Here is a 15,851-nt window from a genome sequence, read left to right as displayed (position 1 = left end):
GGCCGGCGCGGGCGCAGCGGCGGCCGGAGCCGCGCTGGCCTTGGCGGCCGTGTCGATCTTGGCGATGACCTGGTCGGCCGTCACCGTCGCGCCGTCGCCGGCGATGATTTCCGACAGCACGCCGGCGGCGGGTGCCGGCACTTCCAGCACCACCTTGTCGGTCTCGATCTCGATCAGGATCTCGTCGATGGCGACGGCTTCGCCGGCCTTCTTCTTCCAATTCAGCATGGTGGCTTCGGCCACCGATTCGGACAACTGGGGAACTTTGACTTCTACGATAGACATTTGAAGGGTCCTTGGGCTTCGTGTTTCTTGTTTGACGCTCTGCTCGTCGTTGTTACTTGGTCAGCACGAAGCCCTTGAGCTTGCCGAATGCGCCGTCGACCAGCGCCTTTTGCTGTTCCTGGTGCAGGTGCGAGTAGCCGACTGCGGGCGATGCCGAGGCGGCACGGCCGGAGTAGCCGAGCTTCTGGCCGTCCTGCATGTTCTCGTGGATCTGGTGCTGCACGAAGAACCAGGCACCCTGGTTCTGCGGCTCGTCCTGGCACCACACCACGTCTGCCGCGTTGGGGTACTTCTTGAGCTCGGCGGAGAAGGCCTTGTGCGGGAAGGGATAGAGCTGCTCGACGCGGATGATCGCCACGTCGTCGCGGGCCAGTTCCTCGCGCTTCTTGGCCAGGTCGTAGTACACCTTGCCCGAGCAGGCCACCACGCGCTTGACCTTGTCGGCCTTGAGGTCGCGGCTGTCGGGAATGACGGTCTGGAAGCTGCCCTTGGTGAACTCGGACAGCGGCGAGGTCGCGTCCTTGTTACGCAGCAGCGACTTGGGCGTCATGATGATCAGCGGCTTGCGCAGGTTGCGCACCATCTGGCGGCGCAGTACATGGAAGATCTGGCTGGCCGTGGTGGGCTGCACGATCTGCATGTTGGTGTCGGCGGCCAGCTGCATGAAGCGCTCCAGGCGGGCCGAGCTGTGCTCGGGGCCCTGGCCTTCGTAGCCGTGCGGCAGCATCAGCGTGATGCCATTGACGCGGCCCCACTTCACCTCGCCCGAGGCGATGAACTGGTCGATGACCACCTGCGCGCCGTTGGCGAAGTCGCCGAACTGGGCTTCCCAGATCACCAGCGTGTTCGGGTCGTTGGAGGCGTAGCCGTACTCGAAGGCCAGCACCGCTTCTTCCGACAGGATGGAGTCGATGACCACGAACGGTGCCTGGTTCTCGGCCACGTTCTGCAGCGGGATGTAGGTGCCTTCGTCGAACTTCTCACGGTTCTGGTCGTGCAGCACGGCGTGGCGGTGCGTGAAGGTGCCGCGGCCGCAGTCCTCGCCCGACAGGCGCACCGGGTAGCCGCTGGAGACCAGCGAGGCGAAGGCCATGTGCTCGCCCATGCCCCAGTCGACATTGACTTCGCCGCGGCCCATGGCGGCGCGGTCGTCCAGCACCTTCTTGACCAGCGGATGCACGGTGAAGGCACCGGGCACGGTCGTGATGCGCTCGGCCAGGCGCTTCCACTCGGACAGCGGAATGGCCGTGTCGCCGGCGTCGGTCCACTTCTTGTTGAGGAAGGGGCTCCAGTCGACCGCGTACTTGCTCTTGAAGTTGGTCAGCACCGGGTCGACCGTGTGCTTGCCGGCGTCCATGGCGGCGCGGTAGGCCTTGGCCATGTCGTCGCCCAGCGTCTCGCCCAAGCCTTGCGTGGCCAGCTTGTCGGCGTACAGCTTGCGCGTGCCGGGGTGCTTGGCGATCTTCTTGTACATCAGCGGCTGGGTGAGCGCGGGCGTGTCCTGCTCGTTGTGGCCCAGCTTGCGGAAGCAGATGATGTCCACCACCACGTCCTTCTGGAATTCCATGCGGAAGTCCAGCGCGAGCTGGGTGGCCAGCACCACGGCTTCGGGGTCGTCGCCGTTCACGTGCAGCACCGGCGCCTCGATCATCTTCACGATGTCCGAGCAGTACAGCGTGGAGCGGCTGTCGCGCGGGTCGCTGGTGGTGAAGCCGATCTGGTTGTTGATGACGATGTGGACCGTGCCGCCGGTGAAGTAGCCGCGGGTTTCGGCCAGCGCCAGCGTTTCCATGACCACGCCCTGGCCGGCGAAGGCGGCGTCGCCGTGCACCAGCACGGGCAGCACCTGCTTGCCGGCATGGTCGCCGCGGCGGTCCATGCGGGCGCGCACCGAGCCTTCGACCACGGGGTTGACGATTTCCAGGTGCGAGGGGTTGAAAGCCAGGCTCAGGTGCACCGGGCCGCCAGGGGTGCTGACGTCGGAACTGAAGCCCTGGTGGTACTTCACGTCGCCCGAGGGCAGGTCTTCAGGGGCGGTGTGGTCGAACTCGGCGAACAGGTCGGCGGGCATCTTGCCCAGCGTGTTCACCAGCACGTTCAGGCGGCCGCGGTGGGCCATGCCGATCACGATTTCCTGCACGCCCTTGGCGCCGGCCTGCTCGATCAGCTCGTCCATCGAGACGATGAAGCTCTCGCCGCCTTCGAGCGAGAAGCGCTTCTGGCCGACGTACTTGGTGTGCAGGAAGCGCTCCAGGCCTTCGGCCGCGGTCAGCTTCTCGAGCACGCGCTTCTTGTCGTCGGCGCTCAGCTGCGGGTTGGTGCGCGCGCTTTCGAGACGCTGCTGCCACCAGCGCTTCTGGTTCTGGTCGGTGATGTACATGTACTCGGCACCGATGGAGCCGCAGTACGTTTCACGCAGCGCGTTGAGCAGGTCGCGCAAGGACATGGTGTCCTTGCCGAAGAAGGTGTTGCTGGTGTTGAACACCGTCTCGAGGTCGGCGTCCTTGAAGTCGTAGAACGACGGCTCCAGCTCGGGAATGGCCGGGCGCTCGGTGCGCTTGAGCGGGTCCAGGTCGGCCCAGCGGGCGCCGACGTTGCGATAGGCGGCGATCAGCTGCTGGACGGCGGTGCGCTTGCGGCCCAGTTCAGAATCGGCGCCGCTGGCTTCCACCACGCGGGTGCCGCCCTTCTTGGCCAGCTCGGCAAAGGCGTTGATCACCGGCTGGTGCGCAACGTCCTTGGTGTTGGTGCCGTCGGTGGCGGGCACGTTCTGCAGCGCGTCGAAATACGAGCGCCAGTTGTCGGGCACGCTGGTGGGGTTGGCGAGGTAGTTTTCGTACATCTCCTCGACATAGGGCGCATTGCCGCCGAAGAGGTACGTGTTGCCTTGATAGGCTTGATAGACGCCGGAGCCGGGCGTCGACGATGAATCGCTCATGTTTGCGCTGACCTTCGTTTCCCTTGAGGAAACACTAGCTGGTTAGAAAACCTTCCGCGACACGGCTGAACCGATTGGCGGATGCGACTGTGGCTGGAAGGGCCCTGAGTACCCTCGCATTGTGCCACTACACGAACATGACGGTCGAAAGCGGAAAAACCAGACCTGTGCCTTTGATCAGCCTTGCAACAGCTGCCGGATCTGTTGTAGGGACGCCGGATCGTCCATCGTGGTGAGGTCGCCGGGGTCGCGCTGCTCGCACACCGCCTGGATCGCGCGCCGCAGCAGCTTGCCGCTGCGCGTCTTGGGCAGCGCCGACACAAAGCGCACCCGGGCGGGCCGCGCCACCGCGCCCAGTTCGTCGTTCACCCGCTGCATGACTTCGCCTTCGAGCGCGAGGGCACGGGCCGGATCAGTGAGCGCCTGCGAGTCCTTGGGCACCGCGAACGCCATGGCCACCTGCCCCTTGAGCGCATCGGCCACGCCCACCACCGCCACCTCGGCCACGCCGGCATGGCCCGAAATGCACTCCTCGATCTCGCGGGTGCCCAGCCGATGGCCGGCCACGTTGATCACGTCGTCGGTGCGGCCCAGGATGTAGAAGTAGCCGTCCTCGTCGCGAATGCCCCAGTCGAAGGTCGAATAGACCATGCGGCCCGGCACGCTCTTCCAGTAGGTGTTGACGAAGCGCTCGTCGTCCTTCCACACGGTCTGCATGAAGCCCGGGGGCGTCGGCCCTTCGATGACCACCACGCCCTTCTCGTTGGGGCCGGTGAGTTCCTCCCCGGTGGACTCGTGCAGGATCTTCACCTTGAAGCCGTACATCGGCAGGCCCGGGCTGCCGAACTTGGCGGCCTTGCGCTCCACCGCGTTGGCCAGCGTGATGATCGGCCAGCCCGATTCGGTCTGCCAGTAGTTGTCGATGATGGGCACGCCCAGCCCATCGCTGATCCAGCGCGCCGTGGGCTCGTCCAGCGGCTCGCCGGCCAGGAACAGCGCGCGCAGCGACGACAGGTCATGCTTCTTGAGCAGCGCCGGGTCCTGCTTCTTGAGCACGCGTACCGCGGTGGGCGCGCTGAACATGACCGTCACCTTGTACTTCTCGACCAGGCGCCACCAGATGGCGCCGTCGGGTTCGCGGTTCATGCCCTGCGTGGGCAGGCCCTCGTACATCAGGGTGGCCATGCCGGCGATGAGCGGGCCGTAGACGATGTAGCTGTGGCCCACCACCCAGCCGATGTCGCTGGTGGAAAAGTAGGTCTCGCCCGGCCGGCCGTCGAAGATGTGCTTCATGCTGGCCGCCAGCGCCACCGCGTAGCCGCCGGTATCGCGCTGCACGCCCTTGGGGCGGCCGGTGGTGCCGCTGGTGTAGATGGTGTAGCTGATGTCGGTCGCATCGAGCCACTCGCAGGGCACCTCGGTGGACGAAAGGCGCGCGGCCACGTCGCTGTCGAGGTGGTCGCGGCCCGGCACCCGGTCCATGGGCGCCAGCCCGCGGTCGGTCAGCAGGACCGCTTCGGGCTTGTGGCTGGAAATGCGGATGGCTTCGTCCAGCAGCGGCTTGTACGCCACCACCTTGCCGCCGCGCGAGCCGGCGTCCGCGCTCACCACCACCTTCGGCGCCGCGTCCTCGATGCGCGAGGCCAGCGCGCCGCTGGCAAAGCCGCCGAACACCACGCAGTGGATGGCGCCGATGCGCGCACACGCCAGCATGGCAAAGGTCGCCTGCGGAATCATCGGCATGTAGATCAGCACCCGGTCGCCCTTGCGCACCCCCAGCGCCAGCAGGCTGGCGGCGGTGCGCTGCACTTCCTCGTGCAGTTGCCGGAAGGTGTAGGTGCGCTCGCTGCCGGTTTCGGTGGAGACGTGGATCAGCGCCGGGCTGTCGCCCAGCTTTGCCAGGTGGCGATCCACCGCGTTGTGGCAGAGGTTGGTCTTCCCGCCGACGAACCAGTTCACGAACGGCGGCCTGGTGTCGTCCAGGACGCGCGATGGCGGGGTTTGCCAGTCGATCAGTTGGGCCTGTTCGGCCCAGAAGTCTTCGGGCGCCTCGATCGAGCAGCGGTAGAACGCGGCATAGGGGCTGTCGGGGTTCATCTTGTCTTGTCTCCAGTTCTTGGGTTCACGATATTGGCACCTAAACTGAATTCATAATTATGGAGATCCGGCTTTCGGGGAACTGACAGCCCGGCGACGCCGAACGACCAGGCATGAGACAATCTGGGGCTCGCCTGCCCAGGCAGGCCGCCCAGCCGCGACGCTTTGCCGGAGGCCGCCCTTCCCGCAAGACGCAAGCGCCTGCAGTCCAACGCTTTCCTGCAGTTCCAAGTTGAGGAAGGCAATCAATCCAGTTGCGCCGCAAGGGCTGCCAAGCCGTTGCCGAGAGGCTGCTGCATGACTTACAGCATCAAGGAAATCTTCTACACACTTCAAGGCGAGGGCGCCAACGCCGGACGACCCGCCGTGTTCTGCCGCTTCGCCGGATGCAATTTGTGGAGCGGGCGAGAGGAGGATCGGGCCACGGCCGTCTGCACGTTCTGCGACACCGATTTCGTGGGAACCGATGGCGACGGCGGCGGCAAGTTCCGCTCGGCCGACGAGTTGGCCCATGCGATCGCGGCCAAATGGCCCTCTGACAGGGTCCAGCGCCGCTTCGTCGTGCTGACCGGCGGCGAGCCCCTCCTTCAAGTGGATGCCGCTTTGGTGGATGCGTTGCACGCCAAAGGTTTCACCATCGCCATGGAAACCAACGGCACGCTCACGCCGCCAGCGGGCATCGACTGGCTGTGCGTCAGTCCCAAGGCCGACTCCAAACTCGCGGTCAGTTCCGGCCAGGAACTCAAGCTTGTCTATCCACAACCCGGCGTCGACCCGGCCAGATTTGAGGATCTCCAATTCGAGAACTTCTACCTCCAGCCCCTGGATGGGCCGGACCGGGTGGCCAACACCGCCAAGGCCGTCGCCTACTGCCAGCAGCACCCTCAGTGGAACCTGAGTGTCCAGACCCACAAGATGATCGGCATCCGATGATCTACGAACTCAGCCAGAAATTCTTCTTCGAAGCGGCGCACACGCTCGATCGAAACATCGACGCGGCCGGCAGCCGACGGATCCATGGTCACACCTACCACGCGGAAGTCACGCTGATGGGTGCGCCCGATGCCAGGTCGGGCATGCTGCAAGACCTGGGCAGCGTGCGCCGGCACATCGAGTCCATCCGGGCGTTGCTGGATCACCAGTTCCTCGATGAAGTGCCCGAGCTCGGGCCGGCGACGCTGGAGAATCTCTGCACCTTCATCTTCACGAAGCTCGTCGCCCGCTGCCCCCAACTGGTGGCCGTATCTGTAGAGCGCCAGGCCAGTGGCGACAAGTGCGTCCTTAGAAAGGAACGCAAGGCGGATGCCACAAGCGGTTCGGACTCGGTTGGAACTGCGACGCGAAGCGCCCTGCCCGCTTGAGCGTCACTCGGTCAGATGACCCATGGCAGCCCCACCCGCTATGAGCAGCTTGCGGACGACATGGCGCAAGCCATTCGGGAGGGGCTGCTGGAGGCGGGCGACCGCCTTCCTTCAGTGCGAGAGACCTGTCAGCGGCGAGGCGTCAGCCCCTCCACGGTGTTCCAGGCCTATGGCCTGCTGGAAGCGCGCGGACTCATCGAAGCCAGGCCGCGCTCGGGCTACTACGTCCGTGCCCCACGGCGAGCTTCGCGCCTGCTGCCGGAGGCGGCGGTGCCCCAGGCCGAGGCGTCGCGCGTGGCGGTCAGCGCACTCGCCTTCGAGATCCTGGAGTCCACCCGGGTGCCCGAGGTCGTTCCGCTGGGCTCGGCCTTTCCGGCCCCTCACCTCTTCCCGCTGGAAGAGCTGGCCCGGGCAGGCGCGCGGGCCATGCGGCGCCTGCGCCCCGAGCAGATCACCACCGCGCTGACCGTCGGCGACGAAGGCCTGCGCCAGGCCTTGAGAAAGCGCTATGCGCTGCAGGGCGTGCCGCTTGCGGCGGACGAACTGGTCATCGCCAACGGGGCCATGGAGGCGCTGAACCTGTGCCTGCAGGCCGTCACGCAGCCCGGGGACATCGTGGTCGTCGAATCGCCGACCTTCTACGCCTGCCTGCAGGCACTGGAGCGCCTGAACCTGCGCGCGGTGGAAGTGGCCACCGACCCCCGGGAGGGCGTGGTGCTGTCCGACCTCGAGCGGCTGCTGGGCCAGCACCAGGTCGCCGCCTGCTGGTTCATGCCCAATTTCCAGAATCCGCTGGGCGCGCTGATGCCGCTCGAGCGCAAGCGGGAACTGGTCGATCTGCTGGCCAAGCACTCGGTGCCGCTGATCGAGGACGACGTGTACGGCGAGCTGTACGCGCACGCCCGGCGTCCGCCTCCGGCCAAGGCCTTCGACCGTTCCGGCGGCGTGATGCACTGCGCCTCTTTCTCGAAGTGCCTGGCGCCGGGCTATCGCGTGGGTTGGGCTGCCGCGGGGCGCTACGCCACCGACGTGCTGCGCCTGAAGATGATGACGTCGCTCGCCACCTCGGTCCCGCCGCAGCTGGCCATTGCCGAATACCTCGCCCAGGGCACCTACGACCGGCACCTGCGCCAGCTGCGCTCGGCGCTGGCGGCCGAGCAGCATCGCGTGAGACGGCTCATCGAGCGGCATTTCCCGGCCGGCACACGCGTCACGCTTCCTGCCGGCGGCTACTTCCTGTGGCTGGAAATGCCGCCGGGCGTGGATGCGCTCGACCTGCACCACCGGGCCATGGCCCTGGGAATCAGCACCGCGCCGGGCGTTCTCTTCTCCGCCGACAGGCGCTTTGTCCACCACCTGCGCTTGAACGTGGGCTACCCGGGAGATGCCCGGGTCGATCCGGCCCTGCGCCAGCTTGGCAAGCTCGCTGCGTCGATGGCCTGATTTCCCGACTCGGGACAGCCAGGGCCTGTGAACGCGACCCCCTTGCGTAGCGTTAACAGGCCCTAGTCGCGGTCGTAGGAAAACTGGATCCCCGCCGTACCGCCGGTTTCGATGAACAGGTTCATGAAGGCCGGGACTGTTTCCTTGCGCGCCCAATCGCGCTGAAGTTCGCAGAACATCTGCGGCACGCTGATCATCTTTGCCCCCGCCTGCTCGATGCGGCGCAACGCAGCTTCATGCGCAGCCAGCGAGGTTCCACCGACCGCATCGGCGACGACGAAGACTTCGTAGCCTTCGTTCAACGCATCGAGCGCAGGGAAGGTCAGGCAAGCCTCGGTCCACAGTGCAGTCATGATCAGCTTCCTTCGCCCGGATTCCTTGACCGCCGCCCGGAATTCGACGTCCTCCCACGAGTTGATGGACGTGCGGTCGTAGGTCGGAATGCCTTCGAGCGCCTTGCGCACCTGCGGAATCGGCGGCTTGTTGAGGCCGGTCTTGACGTTGACGGTGGAGTGCACGATCGGCAGGCCATAGGCGACAGCGGCCTTGCACGCGCCGACGATGTTGTTGATCAGCAGTTGACGGTCCATGGACGCTATCGAGTTCACCTGCACAGGCTGGTAGTCGATGATCACGAACGCAGAGTTCTTCGGGGTGAGCAGGATGTCCTTGACGGGATCTCGAATCGCTTCACTGGCCATGGCGGCCTCCTCTGGGTGGATTTCCAAGTGCTGAAGCGCAGCACGCGTCGGTGCCAATCGGCCTATCGGGCCCGGGACTGGATCGGAGGCCGGATCGGCCCGGCACCGACCCGACATTCTGGGCGCTCTGAGCGCGCAGCGATAGGGGAAATCAAGCGCAGAGGACCAGCCATCTGAGCTGGTCAAAAAGCAGGAAATCTGCATCCGCCGCACAGATTTCGCCAGCGCATGATGGCTCCATGAATTTCAGATCGAGAACCCGTCCGGCCGCAGGACCCGAAGCAGCCTGCAACACCCCCATCCCCCGCCTCTTTGAAGGCATGCCGCCAGGAGCAGCGAAATGAACGGCGACGTCTGGGGCGTGGTCCTGGTGTTCACGGTGGCGGTTGCCTTGATGGCGCTGTGCGCCCTCACGACCAGCAAGTGGAAGTGAGCGGTACGTCAGCGCGCGTTCTGGCGCGCAGGTAGCGCCACCGGCGCCAGCGTGGCGCGAAGGCGCTCGTCGGCGCCGGGGCGGGCGGGCACTTCCACTTCCAGCGCCTGCTCCACATTGCCGATGTGCGCCAGCATGAGTTCGCGCGCCCTGCCCGTGTCGCCGGCTTCGAGCGCGGCGACGATGGCCGCATGCTCCGCGCATGACACGTCCGCCTCGTGGGTGGACTGATACAGCGTCGCCGCCAGCGTGGTGCGCGCCGTGAGGTCGCGCAGCACGTCCACCAGCAGGCGGTGGCCCATCTGGTCGGCCAGGCAGACATGGAAGTCGGCCAGAAGAAAGGCGCGGGTGGCCGCATCGGCGCCCGCAATGGCGCGCTTCTCGTCGGCAATGTGCTCGCGCAGCTTGCGGATCACCTTCGACAAAGGGCGGCCGGCCTCGGCCAGGATGCCGGCCTCGACGATGCGGCGGGCCGCGAAGGCGTCGCGCGCTTCGTCCACCGAGGGCTCCACCACGAACCAGCCCCGCCGTGACTGCACGGCCACGAAGCCGCGCGCCTGCAGCTGCATGAGCGCCTCGCGCACCATGGTGCGGCTCACGCCGAAGTTCTCCGCCAGTTGCTGCTCGCCCAGGCGCTCGCCGGGTGCGAGCTTCTGGGCGAGGATGGCTTCGACCACGCGCTCGGCAATGGTGGTGGGACTGATTTCCGCACGAGTGGACATGGCCGGAGCGTATCAGTGCACGCCGTGGGCAGCGGCCGCGCCGGCCACGACTGCCTGGCCATGTGCAGCGGCCACCGGCGAGTCGGGTTCGGCCAGCGGTTCGTCTTCGGGCGAATGGGTGCCATCGAGCACGGCGCGGGCCCGTTCGCGGTCGATGTCGCCTTCCCACGAAGCGATGGCCACGGTGGCGACGCAGTTGCCGATCAGGTTGCCTAAAGCGCGGGCAATGCCCATGAACCAGTCGACCGAGAGCACCAGCACCAGGCCGATGGCCGGGATGGCCGGAATGGCATGCAGCGTGGCGGCCAGCACCACGATGGCCGAGCCCGGCACGCCGTGTGCGCCCTTGGAGGTGACCAGCGAGATCGCCAGGATGGTCATCAGGTCCGCCATGCTGATGGGCGTGTTGGTGGCCTGCGCGATGAACACGGCGGCCAGCGTGATGTAGATGGAGAAGGCGTCCAGGTTGAAGGAGTAGCCGGTGGGAATGACCAGGCCCACCGTGGAGTCCCGGATGCCCATGAAGCGCAGCTTGGCCATGATCTGCGGCAGCACGCTGTCCGACGATGTGGTGGCGAAGACGATGGCCAGCTCTTCGCGCAGGTAGCGCAGCAGCTTGAAGAGGCTGAAGCCCGAAACGCGCATCACCAGCCCCAGCACCACCACCACGAACACGATCACCGAGGCATAGAACAGCGCCACCAGCATGCCCAGCTGCTTGAGCGAGCCCACGCCGTACTTGCCGACGGTGAAGGCAATGGCGCCCAGCACGCCCAGCGGCGCCAGCTTGATGATGATGCCCATGATCTTGAACAGCACCAGCGACAGCGCGTCCACCACCTGGGCCACCGGCCGGCCGGCGTCGCCCAGCAGGGCCAGCGCGCAGCCGAACAGCACCGCGAACAGCAGCACCTGCAGCACGTCGCCGGTGGCGAAGGCATTGACCACCGTGGTGGGAATGAGCTTCATCAGAAACTCGACGGTGCCGCCGCTGGTGAGCTTGTCGGCATTGGATGCGTAGGCGCTCATCGCAGCCGCGTCGAGCTGGTGCGGGTCCACGTTCATGCCCACGCCGGGCTTGAAGACGAAGGCCGCCACCAGGCCCATGGCAAGTGCGATGGTGGTGAGTACCTCGAAGTAGATCAGCGCCTTGACGCCGACGCGCCCCACGCGCTTGAGGTCGCCCGCGCCGGCGATGCCGTGCACCACCACGCAGAACACCAGCACCGGAATGATCATCTTGATCAGCTTGATGAACCCGTCGCCCAGCGGCTTGAGCTTGGCGGCGAATTCAGGAAAGAACAGGCCCAGCAGCACGCCCAGCACGAGCGCGATCACGACCTGTCCGAAGAGGGATCTGGCGAAACGGAACATGGGTTTTCTCCCGGTCTTGAGGTTGCATGCAAGTTTTCCGTTTGCTTGCATACAACAAGTGTAGGCAAGACGACATCAAGCACCTTGGGGGTTTACCCGCCCATTCCGTGGATCCCCTATCCGTCACGCCCGCCGCCCCACCACGGCGCCAGCGCCTTACCCCGCCAGCACCTTGATGAACGCCAGGCTCGCCGGCGCCAGCGTGCGGCCGATGCGGGTGACGATGCCCACCGACCGATGGGCCGCCGGCTGCACCAGCGCGATGGCCGCCAGTCCCCGCATGTCGGCCAGCCCGAGGGACAGCCGCGGCAGCGCGGCGATGCCCAGGCCCTCCTTCACCAGCGCGCAGCAGGCCGCCACGCTGGGCGCCTCGATTGCGGCGCGCACCGTAAGCCTCTTTCGAACGAACACGCCATCCACGATCTGGCGGATGCTGCTGCCGGACTGGACGCTCAGGCACGGCCGCTCGGCCAGGACGGACCACGGCACACTGGCGCGCGCAGCCAGCGGATCGTCGTCGCGGCACACCAGCACCATGGGGTCGTCCTGCAGCGGCTGGTAGCGCAGCCGCTGGTCCGGCGCCGGCCTGGCGCACAGGCCGAAATCGGCCCGGCCCTCTTCCACCGCGGCCAGCAAGGCGTCGGCCGCCAGCTCCTGCAGCTTGAACTCCACGTGCGGATGCTGCTGCCTGAATTCGGCAATAGCCGAAGGCAGCAGCGCCACGTTCATGGAAGGCAGCGCCGCCACGCTGACCTGCCCGCTGTAGCCCTGCATGAAGTGGCCCAGTTCGCTCAGCGCGCTGTCGAAGTCGCCCAGCACGCGGCGGGCGATGTGCAGCAACTCCTGCCCGGCTGGGGTGATCGTCACGCGCCGCGTGTCGCGATCGAAAAGGCGCGCGCCCAGGGCCTGCTCGGCCAGGCGCAGCGTGCGGCTGAGTGCGGGCTGCGAAATGCCCAGCTGGCGCGCCGCGGCCCGAAAGCTGCCGGCCTCGGCCACTTCCACGATGACTTCCAGTTGGCGAAGGCTCAGGTTCAGGCGCATCGGCGGGGGGCTTTGAGTGATCCATTCAAGTTATCACAGAAAACAACTCGTGTGGATTCACAGATCAGTGGCGGCTGCCTAGACTGGGCGCCATCAAGGAGACAGACAAGATGAGCACAGCGGCAGCAGCCCCGCTCGCGGGCGTGCGGGTGGTCGAACTTGGGCAGGTGCTGGCCGGCCCTTTTGCGGGCGCGATCCTGGCAGACCTGGGTGCGGAAGTCGTGAAGGTCGAACGCATCGAAGGCGGCGACGACGCGCGCCGGATGGGCGCGGCCTTCCGGCACGACGACGCGCTCGTGTTCCACATCTTCAACCGCGGCAAGCGCTCCGTCGCGCTGGACCTGCGGTCCGAAGCGGGCCGCGCCAGCCTCGAGCAGCTGCTTGCGCAGGCCGATGTGTGCATCCACAACCTGCGGCCGGACGTGCCCAAGGCGCTCGGCATCGACGGGCCGTCGGTGTGCGCGCGCCATCCCCGCCTGATCTACGGCGAAATCTCTGCCTTCGGCCATCTGGGGCCGATGGCCATGCGGCCGGGCTACGAGCCGCTCATCCAGGCCTTCAGCGGCCTGTCGAGCACCAACGGCGGCCCGGACGACCCGCCCCTTCGCTCCGGCGCTTCGGTGTGCGACCAGGGCAGCGGCATGTGGCTTGTCATCGGCGTGCTGGCCAAGCTGCACGAGCGCGCGCAGACCGGGCGCGGCGGCATGCTGCAGACCTCCCTGCTCGAGACCGCCCTGGTCTGGAACGGCCAGAAAAGCGACGCCTACCTGAACGAAGGCCGCCTGCCAGCGCGGCACCGCTCGGGCCATCCGGGCTTCGTGCCCTACGAGGCCTTCGACACGGCCGACGGGCCCTTGCTCATCTGCTGCGGCAACGACCGCCTGTTCGCCAAGCTGGCCGAGGTCTTGGACCGGCGCCAGTGGCTGGACGACGAGCGCTTCGCCACCAACCGGGCGCGCCTGGCCCACAAGGAAGAGATGCTGGCCGAACTGGCCCCGCTGCTGAGCGAACGGCCCCGCGCCGAGTGGGTGGAGCGCCTCGAGGCCGCGGGCGTGCCCTGCGCCCCCATCCACAGCGTGCCGCAGGCACTGGAAGACCCGCAGGTGCAGGCGCTGGGCCTGCTCGCGCAGGTGCCCGGCGAGGATTTCCGGCTGACGGCCTCGCCGCTCTCCTTCGACGGCACGCGGCCCGCCATTGCCGCAGCCGCGCCGCGGCTGGGCGAGCACAACGCGCGCTACGGCCTGCCCGAATTCAACCCCGCCCCCTGACCGATCCCGTCCAAGCACAACAAGGAGACCACCATGTTCCATCCTCGCCGCCGATTCGCTGCGCTGCTCGCCGCAGCCGCCTGCGCCCTGGCCCTGCCTGCCGCCCAGGCAGACACCTTTCCGAGCAAGCCGATCACGCTGGTGGTGCCCTTCGCGGCCGGCAGCGGCACCGACCAGATGGCCCGCGTCTTCGCCCAGGTGATGGGCGAAGAGACCAAGGTGCCCATCGTGGTGGACAACCGCGGCGGCGCCAGCGGCTTCATTGCAGCCCAGTACGTGGCCAAGGCCGCGCCGGACGGCTACACCGCCCTGATCACCACCAACACCACCCAGTCGGCGAACGAGCATCTGTTCAAGAAGCTGCCCTACGACCCGGTGAAGGACTTCGCGCCGGTGAGCCTGCTGTCCAAGGGCTACATGCTGCTGCTGGTGCGGCCGGACTCGCCCTACAAGTCGGTGAACGACCTCCTTGCCGCCGCGAAGAAGTCGCCCGGCAAGCTCAACTTCGGAAGCGGCTCCTCGTCCAGCCGCGTGGCCAGCGAACTGCTCAAGCAGATGGCTGGCGTGGACATGATCAACGTGCCGTACAAGAGCAACCCCATGGCCATCACCGACCTCATCGGCGGGCAGGTGGACTTCATGTTCGCCGACGCGCCCACCGCACTGCCTCAGGTGGAAGGCGGCAAGCTGCGCGCGCTGGCCGTGAGCGGCACCAAGCGCCTCGCCAGTGCGCCCAACCTGCCGACGGTGGACGAAGCGGGCGTGAAGGGCTACGACATGTCGTACTGGACGGCGATCTACCTGCCCGCCGGCACGCCGCAGCCCATCGTGCAGAAATTCAACGCCTGGCTGGCCAAGGCCTCGGCCACGCCAGTGGCCCGGGACTTCCTGGCCAAGACCAGCGGCGAGGAAGCCTTGAGCACGCCCGAGCAGCTGGCCCAGTTCCAGGCGGCCGAGTCGAGCAAGTGGGGCCGCGTCATCAAGGCCGCGGGCATCCAGCCCGAGTGAAGCCTTCAACCGACCGGAGACACACGTTGAGCGAATCCGCCAAGAAGACCATCCGCATCGGAGGCGCCTCCGGCTTCTGGGGCGACAGCAGCGTGGGCGCGCCGCAGCTCGTACGGCAGGGCAAGGTCGACTACCTGGTGTTCGACTACCTGGCCGAACTCACCATGTCCATCCTGGCCGCGGCGCGGCTGCGCAAGCCCGAGCTGGGCTATGCCACCGACTTCGTCACCGTCACGATGAAGAGCCTGCTGCGAGAGATCACCGAGCGCGGCATCCGCGTGGTGAGCAATGCCGGCGGCATGAACCCGCAGGGCTGCGCGCAAGCCATTGCCGCACTGGCGGCCGAACAGGGGCTCGCGGTGCGGATCGCCGTGGTCGAGGGTGACGATGTGATGCCGCTGCTGCCTGCGCTGCGCAGCGAGGGCGTGCGCGACATGCAGAAGGGCCATCCCCTGCCGGACAAGGTGCTCAGCGCCAACGCCTACCTGGGCGCGCTGCCGATCAAGGCCGCACTCGACCAGGGCGCGCAGATCGTCGTCACCGGCCGCTGCGTGGACAGCGCCGTGACGCTGGGCGTTCTGATGCATGAATTCGGCTGGCAGACGGGCGACTACGACCGCCTGGCGCAGGCCAGCCTGGCCGGCCACGTCATCGAGTGCGGCTGCCAGGCCACGGGCGGCCTGCACACCGACTGGGAGCAGGTGCCCGACTGGGCCAACATCGGCTACCCCATCGTCGAATGCAGCGCCGACGGCAGCTTCGTGGTGGGCAAGGCGCCCGGCACGGGCGGCCTGGTGAGCACGGCCACCGTGGGCGAGCAGATCCTGTACGAAATCGGCGACCCGGGCGCCTACCTGCTGCCGGACGTAACCTGCGATTTCACGCAGGTGCGGCTGGAGCAACTCGGTACGGACCGCGTGCACGTGAGCGGCGCGCGCGGCCGTGCGCCCGGCAGCGGCTACAAGGTGTGCGCCACCTTCGTCGACGGCTTTCGCTGCAATGCGCAGCTGACCATCGTCGGCATCGATGCGGTGGCCAAGGCACGCCGCACCGGCGAGGCGCTCGTCGAGCGCACGCGCCGGCTCTTTGCCGAGAACGGCTGGGGCGACTACACCCGCACCCACATCCAGGTGCTGGGCGCCGAGAGCTGCTACGGGCCGCATGCGGCCACCGGGGCAGC

13 protein-coding genes are annotated in these 15,851 nt (G+C 67.1%); 6 read left to right on the top strand and 7 right to left on the bottom strand.

Features of this window, described 5'->3' with window-relative positions:
• The 3 genes from VSO01S_RS22785 to VSO01S_RS22775 all read right to left on the bottom strand — a co-directional run.
• On the bottom strand, positions 1 to 285 hold a 285-nt coding region (locus VSO01S_RS22785), incomplete at its 3' end, for a biotin/lipoyl-containing protein (RefSeq protein WP_304951765.1).
• A 52-nt stretch (positions 286 to 337) separates the two neighbouring features.
• On the bottom strand, positions 338 to 3,223 hold the full coding sequence (locus tag VSO01S_RS22780) for a 2-oxoglutarate dehydrogenase E1 component (RefSeq protein ID WP_068645077.1): 2,886 nt from the start codon (positions 3,221 to 3,223) through the stop codon (positions 338 to 340).
• 177 nt (positions 3,224 to 3,400) lie between these two features.
• Positions 3,401 to 5,371, bottom strand: a complete 1,971-nt coding sequence (locus VSO01S_RS22775; protein ID WP_281179855.1) for a propionate--CoA ligase — start codon at positions 5,369 to 5,371, stop codon at positions 3,401 to 3,403.
• Positions 5,372 to 5,617: 246 nt separating this feature from the next.
• Here VSO01S_RS22775 and queE point away from each other — a divergent pair, with 246 nt between their 5' ends.
• From queE to VSO01S_RS22760, 3 genes are read left to right on the top strand one after another with little or no spacing between them, the layout of a single operon-like run.
• A complete protein-coding gene (gene queE / locus VSO01S_RS22770; RefSeq protein WP_068645075.1) occupies positions 5,618 to 6,253 on the top strand; it encodes a 7-carboxy-7-deazaguanine synthase in 636 nt (211 codons plus the stop codon).
• Positions 6,250 to 6,681 (top strand): 6-carboxytetrahydropterin synthase, encoded by a 432-nt coding sequence (locus VSO01S_RS22765; RefSeq protein ID WP_084242050.1) that lies wholly within the window; start codon positions 6,250 to 6,252, stop codon positions 6,679 to 6,681. Before queE ends, VSO01S_RS22765 begins: the two co-directional genes overlap by 4 nt.
• A gap of 15 nt (positions 6,682 to 6,696) precedes the next feature.
• Entirely contained in the window at positions 6,697 to 8,124 is a 1,428-nt protein-coding gene (locus VSO01S_RS22760; protein ID WP_068645074.1) for an aminotransferase-like domain-containing protein, read from the top strand.
• Between the two features lie 62 nt (positions 8,125 to 8,186).
• Here the strand turns inward: VSO01S_RS22760 and VSO01S_RS22755 are convergent, their stop codons facing one another.
• From VSO01S_RS22755 to VSO01S_RS22740, 4 genes are all read right to left on the bottom strand, one after another.
• Positions 8,187 to 8,825 carry a hydrolase gene (locus tag VSO01S_RS22755; protein ID WP_068645073.1) on the bottom strand — a complete coding sequence of 213 codons (639 nt, stop codon included), beginning with the start codon at positions 8,823 to 8,825 and terminating at the stop codon, positions 8,187 to 8,189.
• A gap of 441 nt (positions 8,826 to 9,266) precedes the next feature.
• Positions 9,267 to 9,980, bottom strand: coding sequence for a GntR family transcriptional regulator (locus VSO01S_RS22750; RefSeq protein WP_068645072.1), 714 nt, complete (start codon positions 9,978 to 9,980; stop codon positions 9,267 to 9,269).
• Between the two features lie 12 nt (positions 9,981 to 9,992).
• Positions 9,993 to 11,354 (bottom strand): C4-dicarboxylate transporter DctA, encoded by a 1,362-nt coding sequence (locus tag VSO01S_RS22745; RefSeq protein ID WP_068645071.1) that lies wholly within the window; start codon positions 11,352 to 11,354, stop codon positions 9,993 to 9,995.
• Positions 11,355 to 11,510: 156 nt separating this feature from the next.
• Positions 11,511 to 12,395 (bottom strand): LysR family transcriptional regulator, encoded by an 885-nt coding sequence (locus tag VSO01S_RS22740; protein ID WP_068645070.1) that lies wholly within the window; start codon positions 12,393 to 12,395, stop codon positions 11,511 to 11,513.
• A 110-nt stretch (positions 12,396 to 12,505) separates the two neighbouring features.
• Between VSO01S_RS22740 and VSO01S_RS22735 the strand changes: the two genes are divergently transcribed.
• The 3 genes from VSO01S_RS22735 to VSO01S_RS22725 form a co-directional block, all read left to right on the top strand.
• Complete coding sequence (locus VSO01S_RS22735) at positions 12,506 to 13,663, top strand: CaiB/BaiF CoA transferase family protein (protein ID WP_068645069.1); 1,158 nt, start codon at positions 12,506 to 12,508, stop codon at positions 13,661 to 13,663.
• Between the two features lie 33 nt (positions 13,664 to 13,696).
• Positions 13,697 to 14,671, top strand: a complete 975-nt coding sequence (locus VSO01S_RS22730; RefSeq protein ID WP_068645068.1) for a Bug family tripartite tricarboxylate transporter substrate binding protein — start codon at positions 13,697 to 13,699, stop codon at positions 14,669 to 14,671.
• Positions 14,672 to 14,697: 26 nt separating this feature from the next.
• Positions 14,698 to 15,851 (top strand): acyclic terpene utilization AtuA family protein (locus tag VSO01S_RS22725; RefSeq protein WP_153305382.1); only part of this gene is annotated, 1,154 nt, incomplete at its 3' end.

It is taken from the genome of Variovorax soli NBRC 106424, assembly GCF_001591385.1.
GTDB lineage: Bacteria > Pseudomonadota > Gammaproteobacteria > Burkholderiales > Burkholderiaceae_C > Variovorax > Variovorax soli.
This window is presented reverse-complemented; position numbering and strand designations above follow the sequence as displayed.

Excerpts from the sequence above, each read along its gene's own strand:
- VSO01S_RS22745 (WP_068645071.1), bottom strand. The coding sequence starts at position 11,354 with ATGTTCCGTTTCGCCAGATCCCTCTTCGGACAGGTCGTGATCGCGCTC.
- VSO01S_RS22730 (WP_068645068.1), top strand. The coding sequence starts at position 13,697 with ATGTTCCATCCTCGCCGCCGATTCGCTGCGCTGCTCGCCGCAGCCGCC.
- VSO01S_RS22755 (WP_068645073.1), bottom strand. The coding sequence starts at position 8,825 with ATGGCCAGTGAAGCGATTCGAGATCCCGTCAAGGACATCCTGCTCACC.
- VSO01S_RS22765 (WP_084242050.1), top strand. The coding sequence starts at position 6,250 with ATGATCTACGAACTCAGCCAGAAATTCTTCTTCGAAGCGGCGCACACG.
- queE (WP_068645075.1), top strand. The coding sequence starts at position 5,618 with ATGACTTACAGCATCAAGGAAATCTTCTACACACTTCAAGGCGAGGGC.
- VSO01S_RS22740 (WP_068645070.1), bottom strand. The coding sequence starts at position 12,395 with ATGCGCCTGAACCTGAGCCTTCGCCAACTGGAAGTCATCGTGGAAGTG.
- VSO01S_RS22760 (WP_068645074.1), top strand. The coding sequence starts at position 6,697 with ATGACCCATGGCAGCCCCACCCGCTATGAGCAGCTTGCGGACGACATG.
- VSO01S_RS22780 (WP_068645077.1), bottom strand. The coding sequence starts at position 3,223 with ATGAGCGATTCATCGTCGACGCCCGGCTCCGGCGTCTATCAAGCCTAT.
- VSO01S_RS22750 (WP_068645072.1), bottom strand. The coding sequence starts at position 9,980 with ATGTCCACTCGTGCGGAAATCAGTCCCACCACCATTGCCGAGCGCGTG.
- VSO01S_RS22735 (WP_068645069.1), top strand. The coding sequence starts at position 12,506 with ATGAGCACAGCGGCAGCAGCCCCGCTCGCGGGCGTGCGGGTGGTCGAA.